Origin of the sequence: Micromonospora zamorensis, assembly GCF_900090275.1 — a bacterium.
GTDB classification, from domain to species: domain Bacteria; phylum Actinomycetota; class Actinomycetes; order Mycobacteriales; family Micromonosporaceae; genus Micromonospora; species Micromonospora zamorensis.
Genome location: NZ_LT607755.1, coordinates 1,658,674 through 1,681,138, shown reverse-complemented (window position 1 = coordinate 1,681,138; position 22,465 = coordinate 1,658,674). Strand labels below are relative to the sequence as shown.

Genomic DNA, 22,465 nt, shown 5'->3' with positions numbered 1-22,465 from the left:
CATCCGGCGCGTCGTCGCGCGGGTCGTCGTTGAGAGAATTCAGATGCCGAGGTACGCGAGCAGTTCGCGTTCGCGCGAGCGCACCTCGGAGTTGTCCATCGCCTCGGCGACACGCCCCTCGGCCAGCAGGTAGTGCCGGTCGGCGACACCCGTGGCGAAGTGCAGGTTCTGTTCGACCAGCAGCACGGTCACCCCGTGCCGCTTGGCCTCGCGCAGCAGCTCACCGACCTGCTGCACCAGCAGCGGCGACAGCCCTTCGGTGGGCTCGTCGCAGAGCAGCAGCCGGGCACCCATCCGCAGCACCCGGGCCAGCGCGAGCATCTGCTGCTCGCCGCCGGAGAGCATGGTGGCCGCGGAGTCCCGCCGGGTGTGGAGGGCGGGGAACGCCTCGTACACCCGCTCCAGCGGCCACGGGTCGGGGCCCACAGTGGGCGGCAGGGTGAGGTTCTCGGTGACGGTCAGGGTGGCGTAGCTGCCCCGGTCGTCCGGCACCCAGCCCAGCCCCAGGCGGGCCCGTTTGTGCGCCGGCAGCCGGGAGATGTCGCGGCCGTCCAGCTCGACAGTGCCGTGCTGACCGGGGTGCAGCCCCATGACGCAGCGCAGCAGGGTGGACTTGCCGGCGCCGTTGCGCCCGACCAGGGTGACCACCTCGCCGGCGGCGACGTCGAGGCTGACGTCGCGGAGCACCTGCGCCTCGCCGTAGAAGGCGGAGAGGTTCTCAATGCGCAGCATCAGCGGCTCCCAGGTAGGCGGTGATCACGCGCTCGTCGGCCCGGACCTGCTCGTACGGGCCCTCGACGAGGACCTTGCCGGCCTGCAGGACGGTGACGGTGTCGGCGAGTCGGCCGACCACGCTCATGTTGTGCTCGACCATCACCACGGTCCGGCCCTGACGGACAGTGCTGATCAGCTCGACGGTGCGGTCCACGTCCTCCATGCCCATCCCGGCGGTCGGCTCGTCGAGCAGCAGCACCTTCGGGTCCAACGCCAGGGCGATGGCCAGTTCCAGGGCCCGCTTGCGCCCGTACGCCAACGACTCGGACGGTGCCTGCGCCAGGTCGTCCAGCCCCACCATGGCCAGCAACTCGTCGGCCCGCGCGGTGTAGCGACCCATCAGCTTCGCCGACCGCCAGAACCGCCAGCCCAGCCCGCTGGGCGACTGGAGGGCCAGCGCGACGTGCTCCCGGGCGGAGAGCTGCGGAAAGAGGCTGGTGATCTGGAACGAGCGGGCGACACCGAGCCGGGCCACCTGCTCCGGGGGCAGGCCGGTGACGTCCCGGCCGTCCAGCTCGATCCGCCCGGCGCTGGGGCGCAGAAAGCCGGTGAGCAGGTTGAACAGGGTGGTCTTACCCGCGCCGTTCGGGCCGACCAGCGCGTGCACACTCTCCGGCGCGACGTCGAGGTCGACGTCGTCGACCGCCCGGAAGCCCCGGAAGTCGCGGGTCAGCCCACGGGCCGACAGGAGCGCTTGCCCGGCCATCGCCTCATCCTCCGCACCGTCGCCGCGACGGTCGGTTCGGTGACCGTGGTCACAGGCCCGTCGCGTGGACGAAACCTACGGCGGGCCGTGCGAGTCGAGCCATGTCGATGGGATCCATATTCGCCCCGCAATTGACGTGCGCGAACTCCACCTCCCCGTGCCGTCGATTTGACAGGACCCCCTAGGTTGATGATCCACACAGCCCACCGGAAGGTCCTCACCCCATGCCCGTCGGCTTCACCATGGCGATCGTCTTCGCCGTCGCCCTGGCGGTCACCGCCGTCGTCGCCCTCGTCGCCCCGGCACGGTCGCTGAAGCGGATGGCCGCCCTCGCGGCGCTCGGCTTTCTCGCCCTCACCCTGGTTGTCGGCATCGCCTCCAGCGCCCACTCGGTGCCCATCCGCTCGGTGGGCATCGTCACCAGCTTCGGCAAGCCCACCGGCGAGGTGACCGGTTCCGGCCTCAAGTGGGTGGCGCCGTGGCAGAAGGTCGGCGAGTGGGACGCCGGCCGGCAGAAGTACGACCACATCGGCGGCAACAACTGCGTACGGGTGCGCACCGGCACGCTCGCCGACGCCTGTGTCGAGGTGCTCATCGAGTGGCAGGTCAAGCCGGAGAACGCGCCGAAGCAGTTCATGGACTACAAGGGCGACTTCGTCAGCTTCCGGGGCCAGCGGGTGGGTGTGCAGCTCGACAGCGCTGTCAACGACGCGTTCGCCGCGTACAACCCGCTGGAGAAGATCGACGCCCAGACGGGTGACCTCAACGTCGACCTCAAGCCGTTCGCCGCGAACATCAAGACCAGCGCGGAAACCCGGCTCGCCGCCGACGTGGACATCCTCTCGGTGACCATCACCCGGGTGAACCACGACGACAAGACCGAGGGCAACATCAAGGCGTTCCAGGACAAGCTGGCGCAGACCCGCAACCTGGAGCAGGACCGCAAGAACGCCGAGATCTCCAAGCAGATCACCGAGACCAACGCGAAGGTCGACAAGGTGACCCGCTGCCTGGAGATCGCCGAGAAGAACGGCGCCAACCCGGGGCTCTGCATCAACCCGGGCATCGTCACCGGCAAGTGACGGAGAGGCCGGCCCACCCGTGGCGGGTGGGCCGGCTTCCGCCTCGCGTCGGTGGCCCTGGCTAGTGCTGTGTCCACTAACGTTGGCCGGGTTGTGTCAGACCCTCGTGGTTGGCTTCGGGTATGCCCAGACGTAGGGATTCGGGAGCGCCGCGGGTGGTGCATCGCACCGCCCGGGTCGGCCTGCGTCTGACCCGGGCGCAGCGGCAACGCTGCTTCGGCCTGCTCCGCGCGGCCGGGGATCTTTGGGCGTGTGTATTGGAATACAACAGCTGGCGGCATCGTCGTCAAGATCGGCCGGTCGCGAGCTATCAGGAGTTGTGTCGACTGCTCGCCGCGTCTGGTCCGGGCACTTTCGGTGAGCTCGACTCGACCGGCGCCCGGTCGGTGTTGCGTCGCTATTCTGATGCGTGGTTCAGCGCTGCCGCCCGCCGCAGGGCGGGCCATGGTGAGGTGCGGTATCCGCGGCGGCGACGGTCGTTGATGCCGGTCCGCTGGTATCACGGCACGTTCGGTCTGAGTGAACAGCGGCTGCGGTTGCCGACCTCGGCCGGGAGCCCGCCGCTGGTGGTGCGCCTGGACCGGGCGGTTCCCTACCCCCATGATGCGGTGCGGTCAGTGACGCTGGTGTTCGATCAGGGGCGGTTGTGGGTCGAGGTCACCGCGGAGCTTCCGGTCGCGACCTACCCTGCGGGTCAGGAGCCGGAGCGGGGGCGGGTCGCCGGGGTCGACCTGGGCATCATTCACCCGTACGCGGTGGCAGCCGGTGACGGGCAGATGTTGCTGGTGTCCGGGCGGGCGATCCGCGCCGAGCACCGTCAGCACCTGGCCGACACGAAAGGCCGCCGCCGGGCGACCGCCGCCCGTGCGCCGAAGAGGGGCCAGCGGGGTTCGCGGCGGTGGCGCAAGACCCGCCGGCGGGCTCGGCTGATGGAGGGGCGGCATCGGCGTCGGGTACGGCAGGCCGGGCACGAGGCCGCGAAGACCGTGATCGGCTGGGCAGTGCAGCACCGGGTCGGGACGCTGACCGTCGGTGACCCGCGTGGTGTCCTCGATCTGCCGGCGGGTCGGCGGCACAACCTGCGGTTGCGGCAGTGGCAACTCGGCCGGGCGATCGCGGTCCTGAAGGACAAGGCGGAGCTGGCCGGGATCACCGTGTATCTGGTCGATGAGCGGGGTACGTCGTCGACCTGCCCGGTGTGCCGGCGCAGAGTGGTCAAGCCCCGCGGGCGGACCATGATGTGCAGGAGTTGCGGGTTCGTCGGGCATCGTGATGTTGCCGCGGCGTTCACCATCGCCACCCGGACCCCGGGCGGCGTCACCACCACCGCACCCGACGTGGGTGCGGTCATCACGCACCGTCGAGCAGGCCGACACCTTCCCGGTGCCGGGCTGTCCCGGCGTGACCCGCGCCGCCCACCAGCGGTGTCAGGGTCGGTTGGCCGGCTGAGGCCCGCCCCACTACCGGTGGGGAGTCGCTCGCTCCGACAACGTCTGGGCGAGGAACCACAACACCACCGACAACCCGGTGAACGTTAGTGGTCACAGCACTAGGCGTAGCTGAACAACGGTGGGAAGACGAGGACCACGATCCAGGCCCACGCGGCGTACACCGGCAGATAGCCGGTCTGCCACCGTTCGAGCGCCGCGAACGGTGTGCGCCGCCGGATGAAGGCCAGCAGGAGCCACGCCGACCACGCGAGGTTGACCAGCAGGATGACGTTCTCGCCGACCGCGGCCGCCCGGTTGGGCGTTCCGCCGTACTCGTCGGTGATGCGTCCGGTGATCTCCAACAACACCAGCACGTCGATGGCCAACGCGCTGACCACGAGCGCGAGCTGGAGCTTGTCGAACGGGCCGGGCGGGGCCAGCGGATCGCGGGCCGAGAGCGAGTAGAGCAGCAGCCCCAGCACCACGACGAGCAGCAGGTCGAACAGGATCAGAGCTTCGCGCTCGACCTCGATGCCGTGGCTGGTCCAGACGACAGCGACGAGGAAGGCGAGCAGGGCGGCCGTGAAGAGCGGGGTGAACAGCCGGGTGAGGACCGGCGCGATGTTCTCGACGACACTCTGCTTGGCCTCGACCAACCACCCGGCCACCACGACCGCGGCCGCGGCGCCGCAGGGCAGCAGCCACTGCGAGATGAACGCCTCCGGGACGATTCCGATGGCCGCGAAGGTGTTGAACAGGAACGCGGCGAGCACGCCACCACCGAGGGCCATCAGTACGAAATAGATGAACCATTCGCCGGTGAAGCGGATGAAGTCCATGCGTCGACGAGACGAGCGCCAGTCGTCGGCGACGTAGGCCAGACCGACCACGAGCCACAGGGCGATGGGGAGATGGACGCCGCTGACAACCACGGATTGCGAGTCGTCCGCCAGGGGATAGGCGTTGGCCGCCACCGCGCCGAGGGCGAACAGCGCCACCAGCACCGCGATCATCGCCGGTCGGGCTTGCCGTCGCCAAGCCAGGAACGCCGCCAGCCAGGGCAGCGCGAACAGGGTGGCGTTCCGCGCGTAGAACGAGCCGTCGTCGTCGAAGGTCAGCCCGAACAGCGCCGGCGCCTTGACGGACACCACCGCACCCGCCGCGCAGCCGAACATGACCCACAGGTCCCGCCGGGAGCGCGCGCCGGTAACCGGACTGCCGGAGTCGCCGGTCAGCACCAACTGCTTCCACAGTCGCTCCGAATGCTCCCGGGCGAACTCGCGGGAGATGTCGTCGAGGCTGCCCATCCGCTTCACCGCGACCAGGAACGCCTCATCCGGGCTCAGGCCCGCCGCGACCAACTCGTCGACGGAGCCGCGAAGGTGGTCTTCGAGCTCGTCGGCGTCCGACGGTTGCAACTCCCTGCGACGGAGCACGTACTGGCGCCACTGCGCGAACTGCGCTTCCACCTGCTCCGGCCCGTCGTGTGCCGTCATGCGAGGCCCTCCAGCGGGTTCACCGTCAGCGGTGCACGGTCATGCCAGATCTCCTTGAGCGCGCCCACGACGGTGTCCCACTGCCGGCGCTGCTCGGCCAGCTCGGCGAGACCCTTGTCGGTGATGCTGTAGTACTTGCGTTTCCGCTCGCCGACGGCCGACTGCCAGCTCGCCTCCACATAGGCGAGGCGCTCAAGCCGGTGCAGCAACGGGTACAGCAGCCCCTCGGTCCAGTCCAGCTCGCCCCCGGACAACTCGTTGATCCGCCGGAGGATGGCGTAGCCGTAGCTCTCGCCCTCGGCCAGGATGCCGAGCACCATCGGTGTCGCCGAGGCGGCCACCAGATCCTTAGCGACCTTCACGAGACCTCACCACGCTCTCCCAACCCAAGCCTAGAACTACTATGCATAATAGTGCTAGGTATAGGAGGGCGCAACGGGCCAATCAGCAGTGCTTGGGGGTCCCGTCCTGCTCGACGACGTCCGATCGTCTAGTCAGAACGGACCGGCGTACGGATGGCCCGTGACACGGTCGTAGATCGCGCGCAGCCACGGCTGGCGGACCTCGCGCAGCCGCGCCAGCGTGGACAGGAACACCGCCACGTCGGGTCGAAACAGCCCGAAGGGCGTCAGCGGCGACGGGTCGTCTCGGCGGGCGTCGGCGGGCATCGTGCCGGCTCCTGGGACGGACCGCCGGTCGTGCCGGAAGGCCAATTGCGCCCAGACGTCCCAGGGCAGTGGGACGGCGTCCGCCGTTACGGGCGGCGCCCAGTGCTCGCCCGTCTGTGGGTGTTGCGGGACGAGGGCGATGGAGGTGCTGACGGTGGGCAGGCCCGGTCCGGCCAGGGCCAGGGTCTTGACCGGCGGACCCGGCGGGAGCAGAGCGTCGAGCGCGCGGCCGAACGTGTCGGCGACGAGGCCGTCCGGAACAGCTACCCGGGTACCGGCCGACACGGCCAACAGGCGGGCCAGCGCCGCCCCGACGGCGGCCTCCCACAGCGGATGCCACTGCCCGGGCGGCTCGACCGGCGGTACGCCCGGCCGGTCCCTGCGCAGCGCCTCCCAGTCGACCGTCTGAGGCCGGACGGCAGCGCCGGCGACGCGGCGGACCGCCGCTGGGTCGAACCACACCGCCTGCCAGAGCGAACAGTCGTCGATGCGGGTCGCGACCGGCCGGCCGCACTGTGCACACGCCAGGTTAGGGCCGTCCCGGCCGTCCAGTCCGCAGCAGAGTCCACCGGACCGCGCCGGAATGAAGACGGTCCCCCGCACATCGCCCGGCGCGAGCACAGCCGCTCCCCGCGAACCACCCGACAGCGCGCCCACCGGCGCGTACACACCACAGGCTTCCGCCTCGGCTGCGCCGACTTCGGCCCAGGGCCGCCACGGTGGTCCGAAGGGGTCGGGATTCACGGCGTACGTCCGGGGCTCCATCAGCACGCCGAGCAACCCGTGGCCGTACCGCTGGTCGACGTGCACCGGCAGCGGCACCCGCGACATTGGCACGCTCAGCGTGGCACCGCAGCCCGCACAGGCGAACACCGTCACGCGACCTCCCGACCCACAGCCACACCAACCCGCGGCGCGGCCCACTCTCGCACCGGCCGACCCGCGTGCTCAGTCCAGGGTGACCACCCAGCGAGCGCCCTCGCCCCGGGCCAGCCGGTCGAACGCCGAGGGCGCGTCGTCCAGCGGGAGCGTGCCGCTGACCAGCACACCCAGATCCAGTGCACCGTCGGCGAGCTCGGCTGCCAGCACGGGCACCTCCCGGTCCGGGTCGGATGAGCCGTACACCGAGGAGCGCAGGGTCCGCGCGGAGTGGAAGATGTCCAGCGCGCCGAGGCTGACCATGTCGTCCTTGGCGCCCATGCCGACCACGGTCACCGCTCCCCCGCGCCGGGTGAGCCGCCAGGCCGCCCGGATGGTGGCGGCGCGACCGACGCACTCGAAGGCGTGGTCGGCGCCGCGGCCCTCGGTGCGCGCCCGCACCTCCTTGGACAGCCGGTCGTCGGAGAGCAGGAAGTCGGTCGCCCCAGCGGCGAGCGCCAGGTCGCGCTTGGCCTCGGCGACGTCCACGGCGAGGATCGTGGTGGCGCCGGCCCGGCGGGCGGCGGCGAGCACGGCGAGGCCGACCCCGCCGAGGCCGATCACCGCGACCGACTCACCGGGTACGACGCGGGCGGTGTTGCGCACCGCGCCGGTGCCGGTGAGCACCGCGCAGCCCAGCAGGGCGGCCTGCTCCGGGGGCAGCCCGGCGGGGATCGGGATGACGGCGTTGTCCGGCACCACCACCGCCTCGGCGAGCGCGCCGAGGCCGAGGGTGAGGTGCAGCGGGGTGCCGTCGTCGGTCTCGCCACGCGCCACTGTGGGCGCGGTGGTGGCGGCGCACAACCAAGGCTCGCCGTGCCGGCACCACCAGCAGGCCCGGCAGGCCGGCGCCCAGTTGAGCACCACCGGGGTGCCGACCGCCAGCCGGCTGCCGGGGCCGGTCTCGGCCACCACCCCGGTCGCCTCGTGCCCGAGGACCAGCGGGAACCTCGCGGCGAGGGTGCCGTTCACCATCGACAGATCCGAATGGCAGACACCGGCAGCCCGGATCGTCACCCGCACCTCGCCGGGACCGGGCGCGGGCAGGCGTACCTGCTCGATTCGCAGCTCGGCGCCGGCCCCACGCGCGACCAGGGCGCGGACGGTGACCGGCGCGCCCGCCGGCTCGCCGCCGCCCGACGCGGCCGGGGACGACTCGGGGGCGCTCATCGCTGGATCGCCTTCAGCTCGCAGAACTCGGCGAGCCCGTGCACGCCCAGCTCCCGGCCCAGGCCCGACTGCTTGTAGCCGCCGAACGGGGCGAGCGGGTTGAACGAGGCGCCGTTGATGTCGACCGCCCCGGTGCGCAGCCGGCGGGCCACCGCGAGCGCCGCGTCGGTGTCGGCGGACCAGACCGCGCCAGCCAGCCCGTACTTCGAGTTGTTGGCGATGGCGACCGCCTCGTCGGTGTCGGCGAACGGGAGGACGGCGAGCACCGGGCCGAAGACCTCCTCCTGGGCTAGCGCGCTGTCGGGGTGCACGTCGGCGAAAACGGTAGGGGCCACGAAGTGCCCCGCAGACGGCACCGCGGCGTCGGGACCACCGGCGACCAGTCGGGCGCCGTCGGCCACTGCCCGGTCGATGTGACCGCGGACCCGCTCGGCCTGGGCGGCGGAGACCAGCGGGCCGAGGCGGGTCGAGGGATCGAACGGGTCGCCGAGCCGGTAGCCGGCCACCGCCTTGGCGACCAGGTCGAGTGCTTCGTCGTACCGGTCGCGGTGCACGAGCATCCGGGTCCACGCGGTGCAGGTCTGCCCGGAGTTGAGCAGGGCGTTGCCGACGCCCACCTTGACCGCGGTGGCCAGGTCGGCGTCGGGGAGGATCACGTTGGCGGACTTGCCGCCCAGCTCCAGCGCGACCCGGGCGATCCGGTCGGCTGCCAGCCGCATGATCCGAGCACCGGTGGCGGTGGAGCCGGTGAACGAGACGAGGTCGACGTCGGGGTGCCCGGCCAGGGCCTCGCCGACCACCGGCCCGGTGCCGGTCACCAGGTTGAGCACCCCCGGCGGCAGGCCGGCCTCGGTGACCGCGTCGAAGAGCAGGTACGCGGTCAACGGGGTCATCTCGCTGGGCTTGAGCACCACAGTGCAACCGGCGGCCAGCGCGGGCGCCAGCTTCGCCATCACCTGGTGCAGCGGGTAGTTCCACGGGGTGATCGCACCGACCACGCCGATCGGCTCGCGGACGACGAGGGAGTTGCCGATCGTCTCGTCGACCGGTGCGCGGGCGGCGAGCGCGACGTGGTCGCGCAGCACGGTCAACGGCAGTCCGACCTGCACCCGGGTGGCGAGCTTGAGCGGCGAGCCCAGCTCGACGGCGATGGTGCGGGCGAGGTCGTCGGCGCGTGCGGCGAGCGCGGTGTGCAGCCGGTCGAGGTGGGCGGAGCGCTCGGCGGGAGCGGTGGCCGACCAGCCGGGGAAGGCGGCGCGGGCTGCGGCCACGGCGCGGTCCACGTCGGCCGGGGTGCCGGCCGGCACCTGCCCGATCAGCTCGCCGGTGCTCGGGTTCTCCACGTCGATCAGGTCGGTGCCGGCGGGCGACGACCATTCGCCGCCCAGGTGCAGGTGGCGCCGGAGGCGCAGGGCGTCGGACAGCTGCGACGGCGGGGCGGCGAGGTCCATGTCGTCCCTTCGGGGGGTGGTCGATGGGCGATGGCGACGGGGTCGCGATGGGGGATGGCGACGACGTCGCGGCGGGCGATGAAACTAGCGCTGGGAGTTTGGACGCTACCCGTTGGGCCGCCCGGACTCCACAGTGCCGACGGTGCGGGCGTACTCGGCGGCCAGGCCGTACAGCAGGGCGTCGAGGCCCAGCGCGAAGGCGCCCTCGTCCACGCTCTGCTGGTGCTCGGCGAGCCGGTGCGCCTGGCGCAGGTGCGGGTAGTGCGCGGCGTACAGCTCCGGGTCCTCGACGAAACCCCGGGCGAACGAGCCGAGCGCCGACCCGGCCACGAAGTAGCGCAGGGCCGCGCCGATGTGGGTGGCCCGCGCGGGCGGCCAACCGGCGCGGACCAGCCCGCCGTAGACCGCGTCGGCCATGGCCAGCGCGGCCGGTCGACGGCCCGGCCCCTGCGCCAGGTACGGCACGATGTTCGGGTGCGCGGTGAGCGCCCGCCGGTACGACCAGGCCCAGTCGAGCAGCGCGGCGGCCCAGTCCCGGCTGGCGAAGCCGCTGGTGTCGACGGCGCCGGTGACCGTGTCGGCGACCGCGTCGAGGATCTCGTCCTTGGTGGCGAAGTGGTTGTAGAGCGACGGCCCGCGTACGCCCAGCTCGGCGGCGAGCCGCCGGGTGGAGAAGGCTGGCAGGCCCTCGGCGTCGATGAGCGCGGTGGCTGTCTCGACGATCAGCTGCCGGGTCAGCCGGGGCTGGCGGGGTCGGGGCACTGCGCTCCTCGCGGGTCTCGGCCGTCAGGTCTGGACGCGGCAAAACTTGCACCGCTAGTTTAAGGGTGACCGGCTGCGCCGACGCCAGGAGGACCACGTGGACTTTTCGCTGACCGACGAGGAGCGGGCGGTGCGGGACACCGTCCGATCGTTCATCCGCCGCGAGGTGATGCCCCTGGAGGCGGAGGTGCTCCGCCGGGAGAGGGCACACCAGCCGGGCCTGGACCACTCCGAGGTGCGTGAGCTGCAACTCAAGGCGCGCAAGTTCGGCTTCTGGGGCCTGGCCACCCCCGAAGAGTACGGCGGGATGAACCTGCCGGCGGTGCTCCAGTCGTTGATCTGGACGGAGCTGGGCCACACCTTCGTGCCGTTCCGCTTCGGCGGCGAGGCGGACAACATCCTGTTCCACGCCACCGAGGAGCAGAAGCAGGAGTTCCTCATCCCGACCATCGAGGGTGAACGGCGCTCCTGCTTCGCGATCACCGAGCCGGGTGCCGGCTCCGACGCCGCGAACATCCGGCTCTCCGCCCGCCGCGACGGCGACGACTGGATCCTGGACGGCGAGAAGACCTTCATCACCGGGGGCCACGACGCCGACTTCGCCATCGTGGTCGCGGTGACCGACCGGGAGAAGGGCGCCCGCAACGGCGGGGCCACCGCGTTCCTGGTGGACCGTTCGATGGGCTGGCGCTCGGAGTTCATCCAGACCATGGGCGAGGGCGGGCCCGCATCGCTCATCTTCGACGGCGTACGCGTGCCGCACCGCAACATCCTCGGCGAGATCGGGCAGGGCTTCACGCTGGGCATGGAGTGGATCGGCAAGGGCCGTTACACCATCCCGTCGCACGCCATCGGCATCGCCGAACGGGTCCTCCAGATGGCCATCGACTACGCCAACACCCGGGAGACCTTCGGCACGAAGATCGGCACCAACCAGGCCATCCAGTGGATGATCGCCGACTCGGAGACCGAGCTGGAGGCGGCCCGCTGGCTGGTGCTGCGCTCGGCGTGGACGGTCGACCAGGGCCTGGACCCCCGGCACGCGTCGTCGATGGGCAAGCTCTACGGCGCCGGCATGGTCAACCGGGTCGTCGACCGGGTGCTCCAGATCCACGGCGGCATGGGCTACACCCGTGAGCTGCCCATCGAACGCTGGTACCGGCAGGTCCGGCTCTACCGGATCTTCGAGGGCACCGACGAGATGCAGCGACTGATCATCTCCCGCGACCTGCTGCGCGGCTACACGAAGATCGGTGGCCACCTGGCCTGAGCCCGCGTGAGTGGTCTCAGACCACCGGCCGGCCGTGCCCCGCCGCGGGCGCGGCCGGCCTCACCCAACGAGCGCGGTCAGCGCGGCGTCCACGTCGGCCTCTGTGGAGTAGAGGTGGAACGAGGCACGGACCCGCCCGGCGCGCACCGCCGCCCGGATGCCGGCCGCACCGAGGCGCTGCTCCGCGTCGGGCACGTCGACGCTGACGATGGCGCTGTCCCCCGGCGGCCGGCCCAGCCCGGTCAGGAACCGGTTGGCCAGCGCCACGTTGTGCTCCCGGATCGCCGGCACACCGATCTCGGCGACCAACTCCAGGGCGGGCGCCGCACCGACCCAGCTGAACCAGGCCGGCGAGATGTCGAACCGGCGGGCGTCGTCGGCCAGCCGCAGCGGCGGACCGTAGTAGGAGGCGTGCGGGTCGCGGCCCGCATACCAGCCGGCCGCGTCCGGGCGCAGCCGCTCGCGCAGCGCCGGGGCCAGATAGGCGTACGCGGTGCCGCGCGGATTCATCAGCCACTTGTAGCCGCCCACCGCCACCACGTCGGCCCGACTCCCGTCGAACGGCAGCCAGCCGCACGCCTGGGTCGCGTCCACCACCACCAACGCGTCGTGCGCGCGGGCCGCCGCGACAATTTCGTCGTACGCGGCGACAGCACCGTCAGCCGACTGGACCAGACTGAACGCGACCAGGTCGGTGTCGGCGTCGATCGCGTCGGCCAGCCCGTCCACCGGCACCGTGCGGACCGTGACGCCGCGGCCCTCCTGGACCAGCCAGGGGAACAGGTTCGAGGTGAACTCGACGTCCGGCACCACCACCGTGGCACCAGACGGCAGCGCCGCCGCGACCGGCGCGAGGATCTGGGACACGGCGGCACCGACCGCCACGTCGCTGTCCGGCACGTTGATCAGACCCGCGACCGCGGTACGGGAGCGCTGCACCGACTCGCCCCACCCCTCCCACGACGTGCTGCCGACCCGCCATGCGGCGAGAGCGTCCTGCAACGCCGTCCACGCCGGCTCGGGCGGCAACCCGTAGGAGGCGGTGTTCAGCCAGCCGGGTTCCGGCTGCCACAGCTTCTGTGCCTGCTCGATCTCCATGTGCTCGACGCTAGGCGGCACGGCCCCGAAGGGGCACGGCCAATCGGCAACCGGCGGCCTGGCGGACCGGGTCACGGCTGCCCACGGCGGCCAGCCGAGTCGCCCTGAGCCGGCGGGTGGATCCGGGCGAGGGTGTCGGCGAGACCGGCGAGCCACCGGTCGACCTCCACCAGGTGCCGGACGGACCGGGGGTCGGCCTCGCCGAGGGCCGGACGGATCCGGTCCAGTTCGGCGGCACAGCCGGTCGGGAGGGGTGTCGGACCAGCTGGCCGGCCGTGCGCGACCTCGTCGGCGAGGGCCGCGTACGCCGATCGCAGGTGCCCGGCGGAGTCCCGCAGCAGGACCGCCGCCGCCGGCCAGCCGGCCAGGCAGCCGGGCGGGTTGCGCCGCAGCAGCGACTCGGCGCCGGGCACCACGTGGTGCCCGGCGCTCAGGATCGCGGACCAGTTCACCTGCTGACGGTGCGGGTCGTGCCGCTCGAAGTGGTACTGGCAGTACGACGAGTCGATCAGGATCATCCGGCGTCGTACCCGGTCGAGGGCGCGGTCCGGAGACGGCGCGTCACCGAGCATCGCCTCGACGGTCTGCTCGACCGCGTCCGCGTTGGCGGCCAGGTAGCGGGTGGCGTTGTGCCGCAGGTCGTGGGCCGCGCCACGCGGCCACATCGCCACGCCGACGAGAACACCGATCACCGCACCGAGCAGCACGTCGACGAGACGGACCTCGGCGAGCCGCCACCCCTCCGGGCTGAGCTGGGCGAACACGACCGTCAGCAGCAGGGTGAACAGCGCCTGCTGCCACACCGGACCGAGCAGGCGACCGACGCCGAAGGCCAGCATCAGGGTGACCGGCAGGACGACGGCGTACACGACGGGCTGGTCGACGACGACCATCAGCCCGCCGCTGACAGCGGCACCGGCGATCGTGCCCAGCACGGCCGGCCGCAGGGCGGTGCGGGTGTCCGAGGCCGAGGTACGCAGGACCGTGAGGGTGGCCAGCAGCACCCAGAAGCCGTGGGTCAGGTGCAACACCCCGGCGGCGACCCGAGCGAGGGCGAGCGCCACCGCCAGCCGGAGCGAGCTGTGCAGGTGGGCGGAGCGGGGTGCCAGGTGGGAGCGGAACTGCCACCAGTACAGCGTCCACGGGCTGTGTCGCGCGTACTCGAAGAGCCCCGAGGTCGCGTCCTCGCCGTGCAGCGGCGCCCCGGTGGCCACCCGGGCGCCGACGGCGAAGACCCGCACCTGGTCGGCGAGGGCCAGCGCTGTCGCGTCCCGGCACAACCGAGGTACGTCCGACGTGTCGCGGCCGTCGCCCTCCCCCACGGGGTACGCCGTCTCGGCTCGCCCGACCGCGGTGTCCAGGCCGTCGACGAGCACTGCCGGGGCACCCGGCGAGAGGCTGCGACCCGCGGCGCGGGTGGTGTCCGCGCACGAGCGCAGCAGACCCGCCGCCGCCAGGTCCCCGGCCGGCTCCGGCGGGGCGTCCGTCACCAGCCGGTCCGCCTCGACGAGCACCTCCCGCAGGGCGGCCGCGCAGATCCGCAGCGCCCGGTCCTGAACGCCCGCCGCGGTGGGGGCCCACTCCGGTGGGTTGCGGCCCAACTCGATGGCGGCCACCACGTCGTACGCCCGCTCGCGCCGCGCGTCCCGATCACCCGGACCGGCGTGCGGGTGGGTCAACCCGTCGGCGGTGGCGTCCAGGAGCGCCGCGACGCCGTCCGCCGCCTGGGTGAGACGCTGCCGGTAGGAGACCGGCACCGGATCGGGCCAGAGAACAACCTCGGCGGCGGCGAGCAGCACGATCGCGAACGTGACCCCGCCGAGTCGCTGCGGCAGGGTGCCCGGCTGGTACGGCGGGAAGGACGCCAGGATGTAGAAGAGCTGGAACGCGCTCGCCAACCCCACCAGGCGCGGGTTGCCAACCCCGGCGAACGCCACGACGAACCCGATGACCAGCATCCCACCGGCGGCCGCCCACGTGCTCCACGCCAACAGTGAGCCCGCGACGATCAGCGCCCAGACCCCCGGCAGCGACAGGACGAGGATCCGCGCCCGTTGCGGCGCGGGACCGGGCAGTTGCGCGAACGACCCGGCCGCGATCGTGCCGAACAGGCCGTACGTGGCGAGCATCGGACTGCCCGCGCCGTAGCGGCAGCCGTAGAAGACGACGGACGCGACGATCGTCAGTCGCGCCGCGCGCCGCAGGATGGCGTCCCCCGGGTCACGGCGGCGGAGCCGGCCGAGGAGGCTGGTTGCCAGCACGCCTGCTCCCCCGGCTCGTCGCGGCACCCCTCCCCGGTCCACCATTCTGCTCCGGGGCGTCCCGGCACCGGCGGGTTTCGCGACGAAATCAGCGCCGAGAACCCCGGAACAGGCCGAGCCCAGCTGATCGGCAGCGACCGCCGCTGTCAATCTGCCCACTTCTTCGAGCGGTGCAACTTTCCGGGTGGGCGGGTCCGTTCTACCTCCGTCATGAGGAGGCAGTGGACTTGATAGCCGAAGACGAGCAAGCATTCCGCGAGTTCGTGACGTCAGAAATGGCGTCACTGCGCAAGCTGGCGTACGTGACCTGCGGTGACTGGCACGCGGCGGAGGACGCCGTGGCCAACGCTCTGGTCAAGCTTTACCCCCGCTGGCGGAAGCTGGACCGGCCCGATCTCTACGTCAAGACCATGGTCTACCGGGCCGCGGTCGACGAGACCCGTCGGCCGTGGCGACGCGAGCGGTCGGCCGGTGACGCCATGCCGGACATCGCGCTGCGCGACCCCGCCGGTGCGACCGACGAGCGGATGCGCCTGCGGGCGGCGCTTGACGCGGTGCCACCCCGGCAGCGAGCCGCAGTTGTGCTCCGGCACTACCTGGATCTGAGCCTGGAGGACACCGCCAGCGTCCTGAACTGCACTGTGGGCACGGCCAAGAGTCAGGTCTCCCGTGGCCTGGCGAAGCTGCGCGAGTCACTCGGCGGCGACCGTACCGATCTCATTGAACCGTCGAAAAAGGAGTGGACCCATGCGGTTGCATGATCTCGTGGACACCGTAACGGGCGAAGAGCCGCCGATGTCCCGCACCATCGACGACATCATCACGGCAGGGCGGCGGGCTGAGCGCCGCCGTCGGGCCGGATTCGCGTCAGCTGGCGCGGCGGGCCTCGTCGTGGCCGTGGTCGCCGGTGCGTTCGTGGTACCGACCCTAGGTGCCGAGCAGAGCTCCCCGGCCACGCCGGCCGGGGCCGGCGCGGCGGCGTCCAAGCCGGCCGGGGCCGAGTGGCCCGACGCCGCGCCGTTCACCTTCACCTTCACCGGGTACGACGCCGGCACGCTGCATGTGCAGGACCCGATCGTCGCGTCCACCGCGTACCAGATCGCCTCCGTCTACTCCGACGGCCACACCTCGAATGACAAGCCCATGACCCGCCAGGAGGTGGAGGAGCAGGGCGACGAGTTCTTGCGGAACAGGGAAAACGGGAAGCCGGCCCTCTGGGCATACCTGACCGTCTACCGGCCCGGCGCCTTCGACCCCACCAAGATCAAGGACGGCACGAACGTCACCGTGGCCGGGCGCAGGGCCGTGCAGGCGACGCTGCCGGTCGGCCTTGACCCGCAGCGCCCGGTGGATGGCGGCAACAAGCTCTTCGCCTGGGAGTACGCCGACAACGCCTGGGCGGCTGTCACGTCGTACTCCGGCGACAAGGCCACGCCGAGCTTCGAGGAGCTGGGCGGCCTGGTCGAAGGCCTGAAGCCCAGCAGGCCGACGCCGGCCCTGGTGCCCTTCACGGTGGGCTACCTGCCGGACGGTTACGTGCCGTTGCAGATCGGCACCCACACCACGGCAGGCCTCGGCGGCATCGCCACGGCCCGCGCCGGCGACTACGGCGGCGCGACGTACACCAAGTCCTCCGTGCCCACCACTGGACTGGCCGCACCGTACGACGCGACCGAGGGTGCCATCACAGACGGATTCCACATCTCCGTCATCCCGAGTAGCAGCGCGGACCAGACGCCGAAGCCCGGTGTGACGGAGTGCTACGACGTAGCCGACCGGCCCGGGCGGGACGGCCCGCTGCCCGGCAGCTGGTGCCAGTTCTGGAGCGCCGACGGCACAGTCGTCCTCGAGGTCAGCCCCGCTAGGCACGGTAACCAGCTGCCGCGGGCCGAGCTGGAGAAGATCGCCAAGGGGATCACGGTCGCCGACGTCGAGGACGAGTCGACCTGGACTCCGGCCGCGACCGCCCTGCGGCCATGACGGCCAGCACCGGCAGCGACCACCCGACGTCGGCGCCGGCAAAGTCGCCGACAGGGATGCAGGTGGCTCAGCAGCAGTTCCCCGGTTGTGGTCGGGCATCCGCTGCGAGAAGTAGTCAACCCCGGTAGTTGGGCGACACACTCGCCCAATTGAACGCGACAGAGAAGAGGGGCGGGAAGCAAGCTTCCCGCCCCTCGGCGGACATCAGCGACGTCTACGGCCGTCAACCCAGGTCGTCGCCATCTGTCCTAGCACCGCGAGGGCCTTTGCCACCACGGCGAGGTCCTCGCGCTGTTGTTGGGCTGCCACGAAGGCGACCAGCTCCAGCGTGAGGCTCACGTAACGCCAGCTCCTACAACCGGGGGCCATGCGATCACCCCTCGAACGGTCGGGGAACCACAACATCCACGACCGTAACCACCTCCGGGCCGGCCGTCAGGGATCACGACAACCAGCTATGAATGTCGGATGAGTGCGAGCACGACGACCATCCGGCCCCCACGCGTTCCGGTCCAACCGGTGCCCGGGCCGATCGCACGGTGGGGCCTGGTGTGTCTGGCGGCGGCGCTGACCGCCTGCACGCCCGCAGGTGACTCGCGGCAACCCAGCGCGCCGCCGCCCAACGGCGCGACGACATCAACGAGCCCGAGCGGTGGCGAGCCGCCCTGCACCCCGTCGGTCACGGAGATGTCGGCACCGCCGGCGGGCTACCGGCTGGTTGGAGAGGACGTGGCGGTGCCCAGCGCGGCCGTGCTGTCCGCCGAGGAGTCCGGCGAGGCCGACCCGGCGGCGCGGCTCTTCGCCAAGTGGGGGCTGGTCGTCCGCGCGGACCGGGTCGTGGACCTCCGGATCGCACCGGGATGGGAGGGCAGGGCCCGGGTCGGATGGGGCGCAGCCACCACGCCAGCCGCGACCGCCACCGTGCACGCCTGCGCACCAGAAGGTGGGCAGGCTCGGTGGCTGGCGTTCGTCGGCGGCACCTGGGTCGCGCGGGCGGGCTGCGTACCCGTCATCGTGACCTCGAACGGCCAGGACCACCGCGTCGACCTCGGCATCGGCGTGGCCTGCGCCACGACCACACCGTAGAGCCGGAAGCACCGCGACGGACGGCGACACGCGTCGATCTTCGGACAACCACCGTGGGCGGCACCATCTACAGTGAATGATCTGTCGAGAGGCCAACGCCATGCTGAATGCCGAGGATCTTCCCCCGTTTCAGCGCGCCGTGTCCCACGAGTCGCAGCGCGGCCAACGAGTGTTCACGACCCTGATCGCACTGCGGTTGTCCCTGCTCCTGTTGGCCGCCGTCGCGGGCGTCGCCACCTGGAAACTCGACGACTTCGCCCTGGGCCCGGCATTGGCGGCGGGCGCCTTCGCCGCCACCTCGATCGTCGAGGTCTTCCTGCTCACCAATCGTCCCAACGAGCGGTGGTACGTCGGCAGGGCCCTCTCCGAATCCGTCAAGTCGCTCACCTGGCGATTCGTGACAGCTTCAGAGCCCTTTCCCCGGTCGCGGAGCGACTCGGACAGCACCGAGGAATTCACCGGCCGGCTGCTGGGCCTCACCAGGGACATGTCGGCGGCGGGGCTGGCGGCGCCGGCGATGACCGGGCAACAGATCACCGAGGGGATGCGGGCTCTCCGCTCATCCTCCCTTGAGGACCGCCGTGCCGCGTACCTGACCGGCCGCCTGGAGAGCCAGCGGGCCTGGTACGCCGAGCGGTCGTTGTCGAACCGCGCCCGGGCGACACGCTGGTCGGTCAGCATGCTCGTCCTGGAGATCGTGGGGGTGACCCTGGCCGTGTCGAGGGCTGCCGGCCTGACCGACGTCGACCTGCTCGGCGTGGCCGCCGCGGCGGTCGCGGCCGGCGCGGCGTGGACGCAGACCCGGCAACACGGTGCGGTGGCAACGGCCTACGCCCTGGCGAGTCAGGAGCTTGCCGCCATGGGGTCGCTCGCCACCCGGATCAGGTCGGAAGCCGACCTGTCGCAGTTCGTGAACGACACGGAGACGGCGATTTCCAGGGAACACACGATGTGGCGGGCACGCCGGCGCTGACTGGATTGAAGGCCGGGCCACCCCTTCAGGGTGGTGGCCGTTGTGTGCGCGTCCTGCGAACATGAGGCGACGACGAAGCCCCCTCGCCGAACCTGAGTCGGGGTTAAGGTGATCTTGCAAGATCGATCGGCAGTGCTGCCGTCGCCAGTCAACACATCGACAGGAAACGAGGCAGCCAGTGCTCACCGTAGGCTCGGCGGACACGATCTCGGTGCCCGAGAGTGAACGATTCGGGTACTGGCACGACCTGGTGGCACGCGAGTCGGTCCCGATGCGGATCCACAGTGCCCACGCGGCAGACTTCCGCGCCCGCGCCGACGTCATCAGCCTGGGCGAGGTCGTGTTGTCGTCCTGGCAGTACCCATCCCTGGACATGCAGCGGACCAGCACGTTCATCCGCCGCGGCGACCCGGAGATGTACGAGTTCGCATTGCCGCTGTCCGGGTACGGCGGGTTGGAACAGGAGCGGCGGACGAACCGCTTCACGCCGGGGCACTTCGCCGTCGTCGACACGTCGCGACCGCATCAGTCGTCCCACCAGAGGCAGTCGCAGCACGAGGACCTGTTGACCACCCTGACGATCCTCGTGCCGCACGATCTCATACCGCTGCATCCCAACAAGGTCGCGCAGCTCCTCGGAACGACCATCTCCGCTGCCGAGGGGATGGGTGTGCTGCTCAACCACTTCGTACGCCAGGTGTTGACCCACCCCGAGCAGTACCAGGAGAGCGACGTTCCGCTCCTGGGCACTGTCGCCCGGGACCTGATCTCCGCGATGCTGGCCCAGCGCCTGGACCTCACGGAGGCTCTACCGACCGAGGTACGCGGACACAGCCTGCGCGTGCGCGTCAAGGCGTTCATCGACGAGCACCTCGGCGACCCGGACCTCTCCCCGGGCACTGTCGCGGCCGCGCACCACGTCTCGCTCCGCAGCCTGCATCGAGCGTTCGAGGCCGAGGACCAGACCGTCGCCGAGATCATCCGGACGAGGCGCCTGGACCGGTGCGCGCGCGACCTGCGCGACCCCCTGCAACGCGGGCGGCCCATTCTCAGCATCTCCGCCCGCTGGGGCTTTCCCTCCCAGGCCCACTTCAGCAGGGTCTTCACCGCTGCCTTCGGCATGTCTCCCCGAGCCTTCCGCAGCGATCCCTCGGCACCTCGTCGGCATCGTTGACGAGACCAGTCAGTCGGTTCGGGTGCGCAGGCTGCGCGCCAGGGTGGGGATCATCACCGCCGCGGGCACCAGGTGCAGCCCGAGGAGAGCGGCGATGGTGGCGGTGTTCGCCCCGGAGATGAGGGGCGGGACCAACGAGACCGCGGTCAGCGACAGCGCCGCCCACACGAATCGCCTGGAGGGCTGAGCGCTCCACCGGCGCAAAGCGGCGGCGATGACGATGCCCACGACCGAGAAGAAGCCGGTCACCACGGCGAAGCCGGACAACGGGATCGTCTCGCCACCATCGGGGATCTCGAAGTCGACGCCGGCGCCTTGGGCGAGCGCGGCTGCGAGGGTCGTGGCCACCACCGCTGCGAGCGCGGCGACGAGGCCGGTGCCGACGAGCCCGCGGAACCGGCGGGTGTGGGTGGTCCGGGCCGGTGCCGGGCCTGCGACGACTCCGGTGTCATTCGTGCTGCTCATGTCGGTCCTCCATCGGTAACTGGGATACGGGGTGTCTGGGCGCGACGATGCGCACCGTCGCCGTACGACGGCCGGGGTTGCGCAGGGCGCGGACGCCGGTGCCGCGCAGCCAGAACCCGGCGTCGGGGCCGAGGACCGGCCCCGGTTCGCCGTCGCGCAACTCCAGCTGCACCCGCCCGTGCGTGACGACGCCGAACGCGTCGCGCCACTGCGCCGGGTCCACGACGACACGCTCACCGCCGCGCAGCGTGAGCGTCCACATCGGGACTACTCCGTGCCGTCCGCCGGCAGTCGCTCCGGCAGCCCGAGCCGCGGGAACTGGTCGTCGTGGAACGTGACGATCTCGGTGATCGCTCCGCCGGTGACGCGCAGGACGTCGAGCGTCAGCGGGAGGTACGCGCCTTCCTGCTCCCGCCACAGGTAGAAGGCGACCGCCGGCTGCCGGTTCACCGAGGTGGGGATGCCCCGCAGCCCCTTCATGCCGACGAATCCGTCCTGGACCCAGTCGTTCACCACCGCGTCACGGCCGACGTGCAGGCCCGGCGTGGGCGGCATCGAACAGCGGACGTCGTCCCGCAGCATGCCAGCGAGCACGTCGATGTCGGTGGCCACGCTGGCGTCGGTGAAGCGGCGCACCAGCTCACGTGTCCCGGCGTCCTCTTCACCACCGGTCCAGTCCTGCCGCTCGGCGGGCAGGTGCTCCCGCATGCCGGCGCGAGCCCGCTGCAACGCGCTGTTCACCGAGTTGACGGAGTCCCCGAGGAGATCCGCGACCTCCTTCGCCGGCCAACCGAGCACATCCCGCAGGATCAGCACCGCCCGCGGACGCGGCGCGAGGTGCTGGACCGCCACCAGGTACGCCAGCTCGATCGTCTCCCGCGCGACGGCAACGGCCTCCGGCTCGTCCGCGTCGCCAGCGGGCAGCTCGTCGAGCAGCCGATCCGGGTAGGGCTGCAACCACAGCACCTCGCCGCCGGTCGCCGGCTCCGGGCGACGCTTGGCGAGCAGGTCCAGGCAGGCGTTGGTGGCGATCCGGTACAACCAGGCCCGGAACGTCGACCGTCCCTCGAAGGTCTCCCGCCGCCGCCAGGCACGCAGGAACGTCTCCTGCACGGCGTCCTCGGCGTCCTCGAACGACCCGAGCATCCGGTAGCAGTGCACGTGCAGCTCCCGCCGGTGCCGCTGCGCCAGCCCCGAGAACGCCGGCTCGTCGACCTCACCCAGATTGCTCACGCCCAGCTCCTTCAGCCGCGTGTCCGCACTCATCGCGTCATCCTTCCGCCTCGTCATGTCCTGTCGTAGGTATGACGGGCGCGGACGCCGGAACTCATCACCAGGTTGGTCACCATGGCGAGCAGGGCCGCCGGGGTTGAGTCGACGCCAGGTGGGATCGGGACAGGAGACAGCAGCGTGCCCCTCGGTAGGCCATGGCCGACCGAGGGGCACGGATTAAGTACTGCTCGAACCCACCCTGTCGCGCACTCCACCTCGGCAATACTCAGCCGGGCTCCGCAGGTGCCGTCGACGACAGGCTCACCGTGAATGGTCCCGCCCGCTCAGTTCGCTCGCCTGCTCAGCCGTCCCGACGAATTATCACCTCACGACGGTTCGGGCATTGGGTCGCTAACGCGTCGGCGCGTTCAGCAAGGGTAGAGGCGAGCAAGGAGAGTCCGTCAGTACCGCTGCAACAGAACTACTGGC

Annotated in this window: 22 protein-coding genes; 8 read left to right on the top strand and 14 right to left on the bottom strand. The window is 71.4% G+C overall.

Annotated features, from left to right (window positions below; genetic code table 11):
- Positions 1 to 39: 39 nt before the first annotated feature.
- Positions 40 to 732, bottom strand: coding sequence for an ABC transporter ATP-binding protein (locus tag GA0070619_RS07545; protein ID WP_088947402.1), 693 nt, complete (start codon positions 730 to 732; stop codon positions 40 to 42).
- Positions 719 to 1,480 carry an ABC transporter ATP-binding protein gene (locus GA0070619_RS07540; RefSeq protein ID WP_088947401.1) on the bottom strand — a complete coding sequence of 254 codons (762 nt, stop codon included), beginning with the start codon at positions 1,478 to 1,480 and terminating at the stop codon, positions 719 to 721. The genes GA0070619_RS07545 and GA0070619_RS07540 overlap by 14 nt, the downstream gene beginning before the upstream one ends.
- A gap of 224 nt (positions 1,481 to 1,704) precedes the next feature.
- Here GA0070619_RS07540 and GA0070619_RS07535 point away from each other — a divergent pair, with 224 nt between their 5' ends.
- Together GA0070619_RS07535 and GA0070619_RS07530 are read left to right on the top strand one after the other, a co-directional pair.
- Positions 1,705 to 2,562: an SPFH domain-containing protein gene (locus GA0070619_RS07535; protein WP_088947400.1), complete on the top strand. Its 858-nt coding sequence runs from the start codon at positions 1,705 to 1,707 to the stop codon at positions 2,560 to 2,562.
- Positions 2,563 to 2,717: 155 nt separating this feature from the next.
- Positions 2,718 to 4,100, top strand: a complete 1,383-nt coding sequence (locus GA0070619_RS07530) for an RNA-guided endonuclease InsQ/TnpB family protein (RefSeq protein ID WP_172861998.1) — start codon at positions 2,718 to 2,720, stop codon at positions 4,098 to 4,100.
- A gap of 11 nt (positions 4,101 to 4,111) precedes the next feature.
- On the opposite strand, the gene GA0070619_RS07525 is transcribed toward GA0070619_RS07530, so the two are convergent.
- The 6 genes from GA0070619_RS07525 to GA0070619_RS07500 form a co-directional block, all read right to left on the bottom strand.
- Positions 4,112 to 5,488: a permease prefix domain 1-containing protein gene (locus tag GA0070619_RS07525; RefSeq protein ID WP_088947398.1), complete on the bottom strand. Its 1,377-nt coding sequence runs from the start codon at positions 5,486 to 5,488 to the stop codon at positions 4,112 to 4,114.
- On the bottom strand, positions 5,485 to 5,850 hold the full coding sequence (locus GA0070619_RS07520; protein WP_088947397.1) for a PadR family transcriptional regulator: 366 nt from the start codon (positions 5,848 to 5,850) through the stop codon (positions 5,485 to 5,487). The genes GA0070619_RS07525 and GA0070619_RS07520 overlap by 4 nt, the downstream gene beginning before the upstream one ends.
- 132 nt (positions 5,851 to 5,982) lie before the next feature.
- Positions 5,983 to 7,035 carry a hypothetical protein gene (locus GA0070619_RS07515; protein WP_088947396.1) on the bottom strand — a complete coding sequence of 351 codons (1,053 nt, stop codon included), beginning with the start codon at positions 7,033 to 7,035 and terminating at the stop codon, positions 5,983 to 5,985.
- A 69-nt stretch (positions 7,036 to 7,104) separates the two neighbouring features.
- Positions 7,105 to 8,244, bottom strand: coding sequence for an alcohol dehydrogenase catalytic domain-containing protein (locus GA0070619_RS07510; RefSeq protein WP_231927314.1), 1,140 nt, complete (start codon positions 8,242 to 8,244; stop codon positions 7,105 to 7,107).
- Positions 8,241 to 9,695: an aldehyde dehydrogenase family protein gene (locus GA0070619_RS07505; RefSeq protein ID WP_088947395.1), complete on the bottom strand. Its 1,455-nt coding sequence runs from the start codon at positions 9,693 to 9,695 to the stop codon at positions 8,241 to 8,243. The genes GA0070619_RS07510 and GA0070619_RS07505 overlap by 4 nt, the downstream gene beginning before the upstream one ends.
- Positions 9,696 to 9,800: 105 nt before the next feature.
- Positions 9,801 to 10,457: a TetR/AcrR family transcriptional regulator gene (locus GA0070619_RS07500; protein WP_088947394.1), complete on the bottom strand. Its 657-nt coding sequence runs from the start codon at positions 10,455 to 10,457 to the stop codon at positions 9,801 to 9,803.
- 97 nt (positions 10,458 to 10,554) lie between these two features.
- On the opposite strand from GA0070619_RS07500, the gene GA0070619_RS07495 reads away from it, so the two are divergent.
- Positions 10,555 to 11,727, top strand: a complete 1,173-nt coding sequence (locus GA0070619_RS07495; RefSeq protein WP_088947393.1) for an acyl-CoA dehydrogenase family protein — start codon at positions 10,555 to 10,557, stop codon at positions 11,725 to 11,727.
- A gap of 60 nt (positions 11,728 to 11,787) precedes the next feature.
- On the opposite strand, the gene GA0070619_RS07490 is transcribed toward GA0070619_RS07495, so the two are convergent.
- Both GA0070619_RS07490 and GA0070619_RS07485 read right to left on the bottom strand, forming a co-directional pair.
- The gene (locus tag GA0070619_RS07490) at positions 11,788 to 12,825 is read right to left on the bottom strand and encodes an aminotransferase class V-fold PLP-dependent enzyme (RefSeq protein ID WP_088947392.1); all 1,038 of its coding nucleotides are present in this window, start codon (positions 12,823 to 12,825) and stop codon (positions 11,788 to 11,790) included.
- Between the two features lie 71 nt (positions 12,826 to 12,896).
- Entirely contained in the window at positions 12,897 to 15,086 is a 2,190-nt protein-coding gene (locus GA0070619_RS07485) for an FUSC family protein (RefSeq protein ID WP_157743928.1), read from the bottom strand.
- A gap of 227 nt (positions 15,087 to 15,313) precedes the next feature.
- Here GA0070619_RS07485 and GA0070619_RS07480 point away from each other — a divergent pair, with 227 nt between their 5' ends.
- Positions 15,314 to 15,847 carry a SigE family RNA polymerase sigma factor gene (locus tag GA0070619_RS07480; protein WP_088951621.1) on the top strand — a complete coding sequence of 178 codons (534 nt, stop codon included), beginning with the start codon at positions 15,314 to 15,316 and terminating at the stop codon, positions 15,845 to 15,847.
- On the top strand, positions 15,834 to 17,066 hold the full coding sequence (locus tag GA0070619_RS07475; RefSeq protein ID WP_088947390.1) for a hypothetical protein: 1,233 nt from the start codon (positions 15,834 to 15,836) through the stop codon (positions 17,064 to 17,066). The genes GA0070619_RS07480 and GA0070619_RS07475 overlap by 14 nt, the downstream gene beginning before the upstream one ends.
- Before the next feature lie 204 nt (positions 17,067 to 17,270).
- Here the strand turns inward: GA0070619_RS07475 and GA0070619_RS33765 are convergent, their stop codons facing one another.
- Positions 17,271 to 17,405 carry a hypothetical protein gene (locus tag GA0070619_RS33765; RefSeq protein ID WP_269458560.1) on the bottom strand — a complete coding sequence of 45 codons (135 nt, stop codon included), beginning with the start codon at positions 17,403 to 17,405 and terminating at the stop codon, positions 17,271 to 17,273.
- A gap of 129 nt (positions 17,406 to 17,534) precedes the next feature.
- Here GA0070619_RS33765 and GA0070619_RS32180 point away from each other — a divergent pair, with 129 nt between their 5' ends.
- From GA0070619_RS32180 to GA0070619_RS07460, 3 genes are all read left to right on the top strand, one after another.
- Positions 17,535 to 18,152: a hypothetical protein gene (locus GA0070619_RS32180; RefSeq protein ID WP_157743927.1), complete on the top strand. Its 618-nt coding sequence runs from the start codon at positions 17,535 to 17,537 to the stop codon at positions 18,150 to 18,152.
- 76 nt (positions 18,153 to 18,228) lie between these two features.
- Positions 18,229 to 19,125, top strand: coding sequence for a DUF4231 domain-containing protein (locus GA0070619_RS07465; protein ID WP_088947388.1), 897 nt, complete (start codon positions 18,229 to 18,231; stop codon positions 19,123 to 19,125).
- A 178-nt stretch (positions 19,126 to 19,303) separates the two neighbouring features.
- Complete coding sequence (locus GA0070619_RS07460; protein WP_088947387.1) at positions 19,304 to 20,299, top strand: AraC-like ligand-binding domain-containing protein; 996 nt, start codon at positions 19,304 to 19,306, stop codon at positions 20,297 to 20,299.
- A gap of 9 nt (positions 20,300 to 20,308) precedes the next feature.
- Here GA0070619_RS07460 and GA0070619_RS32710 read toward each other — a convergent pair whose 3' ends face one another.
- From GA0070619_RS32710 to GA0070619_RS07450, 3 genes are read right to left on the bottom strand one after another with little or no spacing between them, the layout of a single operon-like run.
- Positions 20,309 to 20,764, bottom strand: coding sequence for a DUF6069 family protein (locus GA0070619_RS32710; protein ID WP_172861997.1), 456 nt, complete (start codon positions 20,762 to 20,764; stop codon positions 20,309 to 20,311).
- Positions 20,748 to 21,026: a hypothetical protein gene (locus tag GA0070619_RS32705; protein ID WP_172861996.1), complete on the bottom strand. Its 279-nt coding sequence runs from the start codon at positions 21,024 to 21,026 to the stop codon at positions 20,748 to 20,750. Before GA0070619_RS32705 ends, GA0070619_RS32710 begins: the two co-directional genes overlap by 17 nt.
- A 5-nt stretch (positions 21,027 to 21,031) precedes the next feature.
- A complete protein-coding gene (locus GA0070619_RS07450; protein ID WP_088947386.1) occupies positions 21,032 to 22,030 on the bottom strand; it encodes an RNA polymerase subunit sigma-70 in 999 nt (332 codons plus the stop codon).
- Positions 22,031 to 22,465 lie beyond the last annotated feature (435 nt).

Coding starts and splice junctions, on each gene's coding strand:
- GA0070619_RS07545 (WP_088947402.1), bottom strand. CDS start 732: ATGCTGCGCATTGAGAACCTCTCCGCCTTCTACGGCGAGGCGCAGGTG.
- GA0070619_RS07540 (WP_088947401.1), bottom strand. CDS start 1,480: ATGGCCGGGCAAGCGCTCCTGTCGGCCCGTGGGCTGACCCGCGACTTC.
- GA0070619_RS07535 (WP_088947400.1), top strand. CDS start 1,705: ATGCCCGTCGGCTTCACCATGGCGATCGTCTTCGCCGTCGCCCTGGCG.
- GA0070619_RS07525 (WP_088947398.1), bottom strand. CDS start 5,488: ATGACGGCACACGACGGGCCGGAGCAGGTGGAAGCGCAGTTCGCGCAG.
- GA0070619_RS07510 (WP_231927314.1), bottom strand. CDS start 8,244: ATGAGCGCCCCCGAGTCGTCCCCGGCCGCGTCGGGCGGCGGCGAGCCG.
- GA0070619_RS07505 (WP_088947395.1), bottom strand. CDS start 9,695: ATGGACCTCGCCGCCCCGCCGTCGCAGCTGTCCGACGCCCTGCGCCTC.
- GA0070619_RS07490 (WP_088947392.1), bottom strand. CDS start 12,825: ATGGAGATCGAGCAGGCACAGAAGCTGTGGCAGCCGGAACCCGGCTGG.
- GA0070619_RS07475 (WP_088947390.1), top strand. CDS start 15,834: ATGCGGTTGCATGATCTCGTGGACACCGTAACGGGCGAAGAGCCGCCG.
- GA0070619_RS32180 (WP_157743927.1), top strand. CDS start 17,535: ATGAGTGCGAGCACGACGACCATCCGGCCCCCACGCGTTCCGGTCCAA.
- GA0070619_RS07465 (WP_088947388.1), top strand. CDS start 18,229: ATGATCTGTCGAGAGGCCAACGCCATGCTGAATGCCGAGGATCTTCCC.
- GA0070619_RS32710 (WP_172861997.1), bottom strand. CDS start 20,764: ATGAGCAGCACGAATGACACCGGAGTCGTCGCAGGCCCGGCACCGGCC.
- GA0070619_RS32705 (WP_172861996.1), bottom strand. CDS start 21,026: ATGTGGACGCTCACGCTGCGCGGCGGTGAGCGTGTCGTCGTGGACCCG.
- GA0070619_RS07450 (WP_088947386.1), bottom strand. CDS start 22,030: ATGAGTGCGGACACGCGGCTGAAGGAGCTGGGCGTGAGCAATCTGGGT.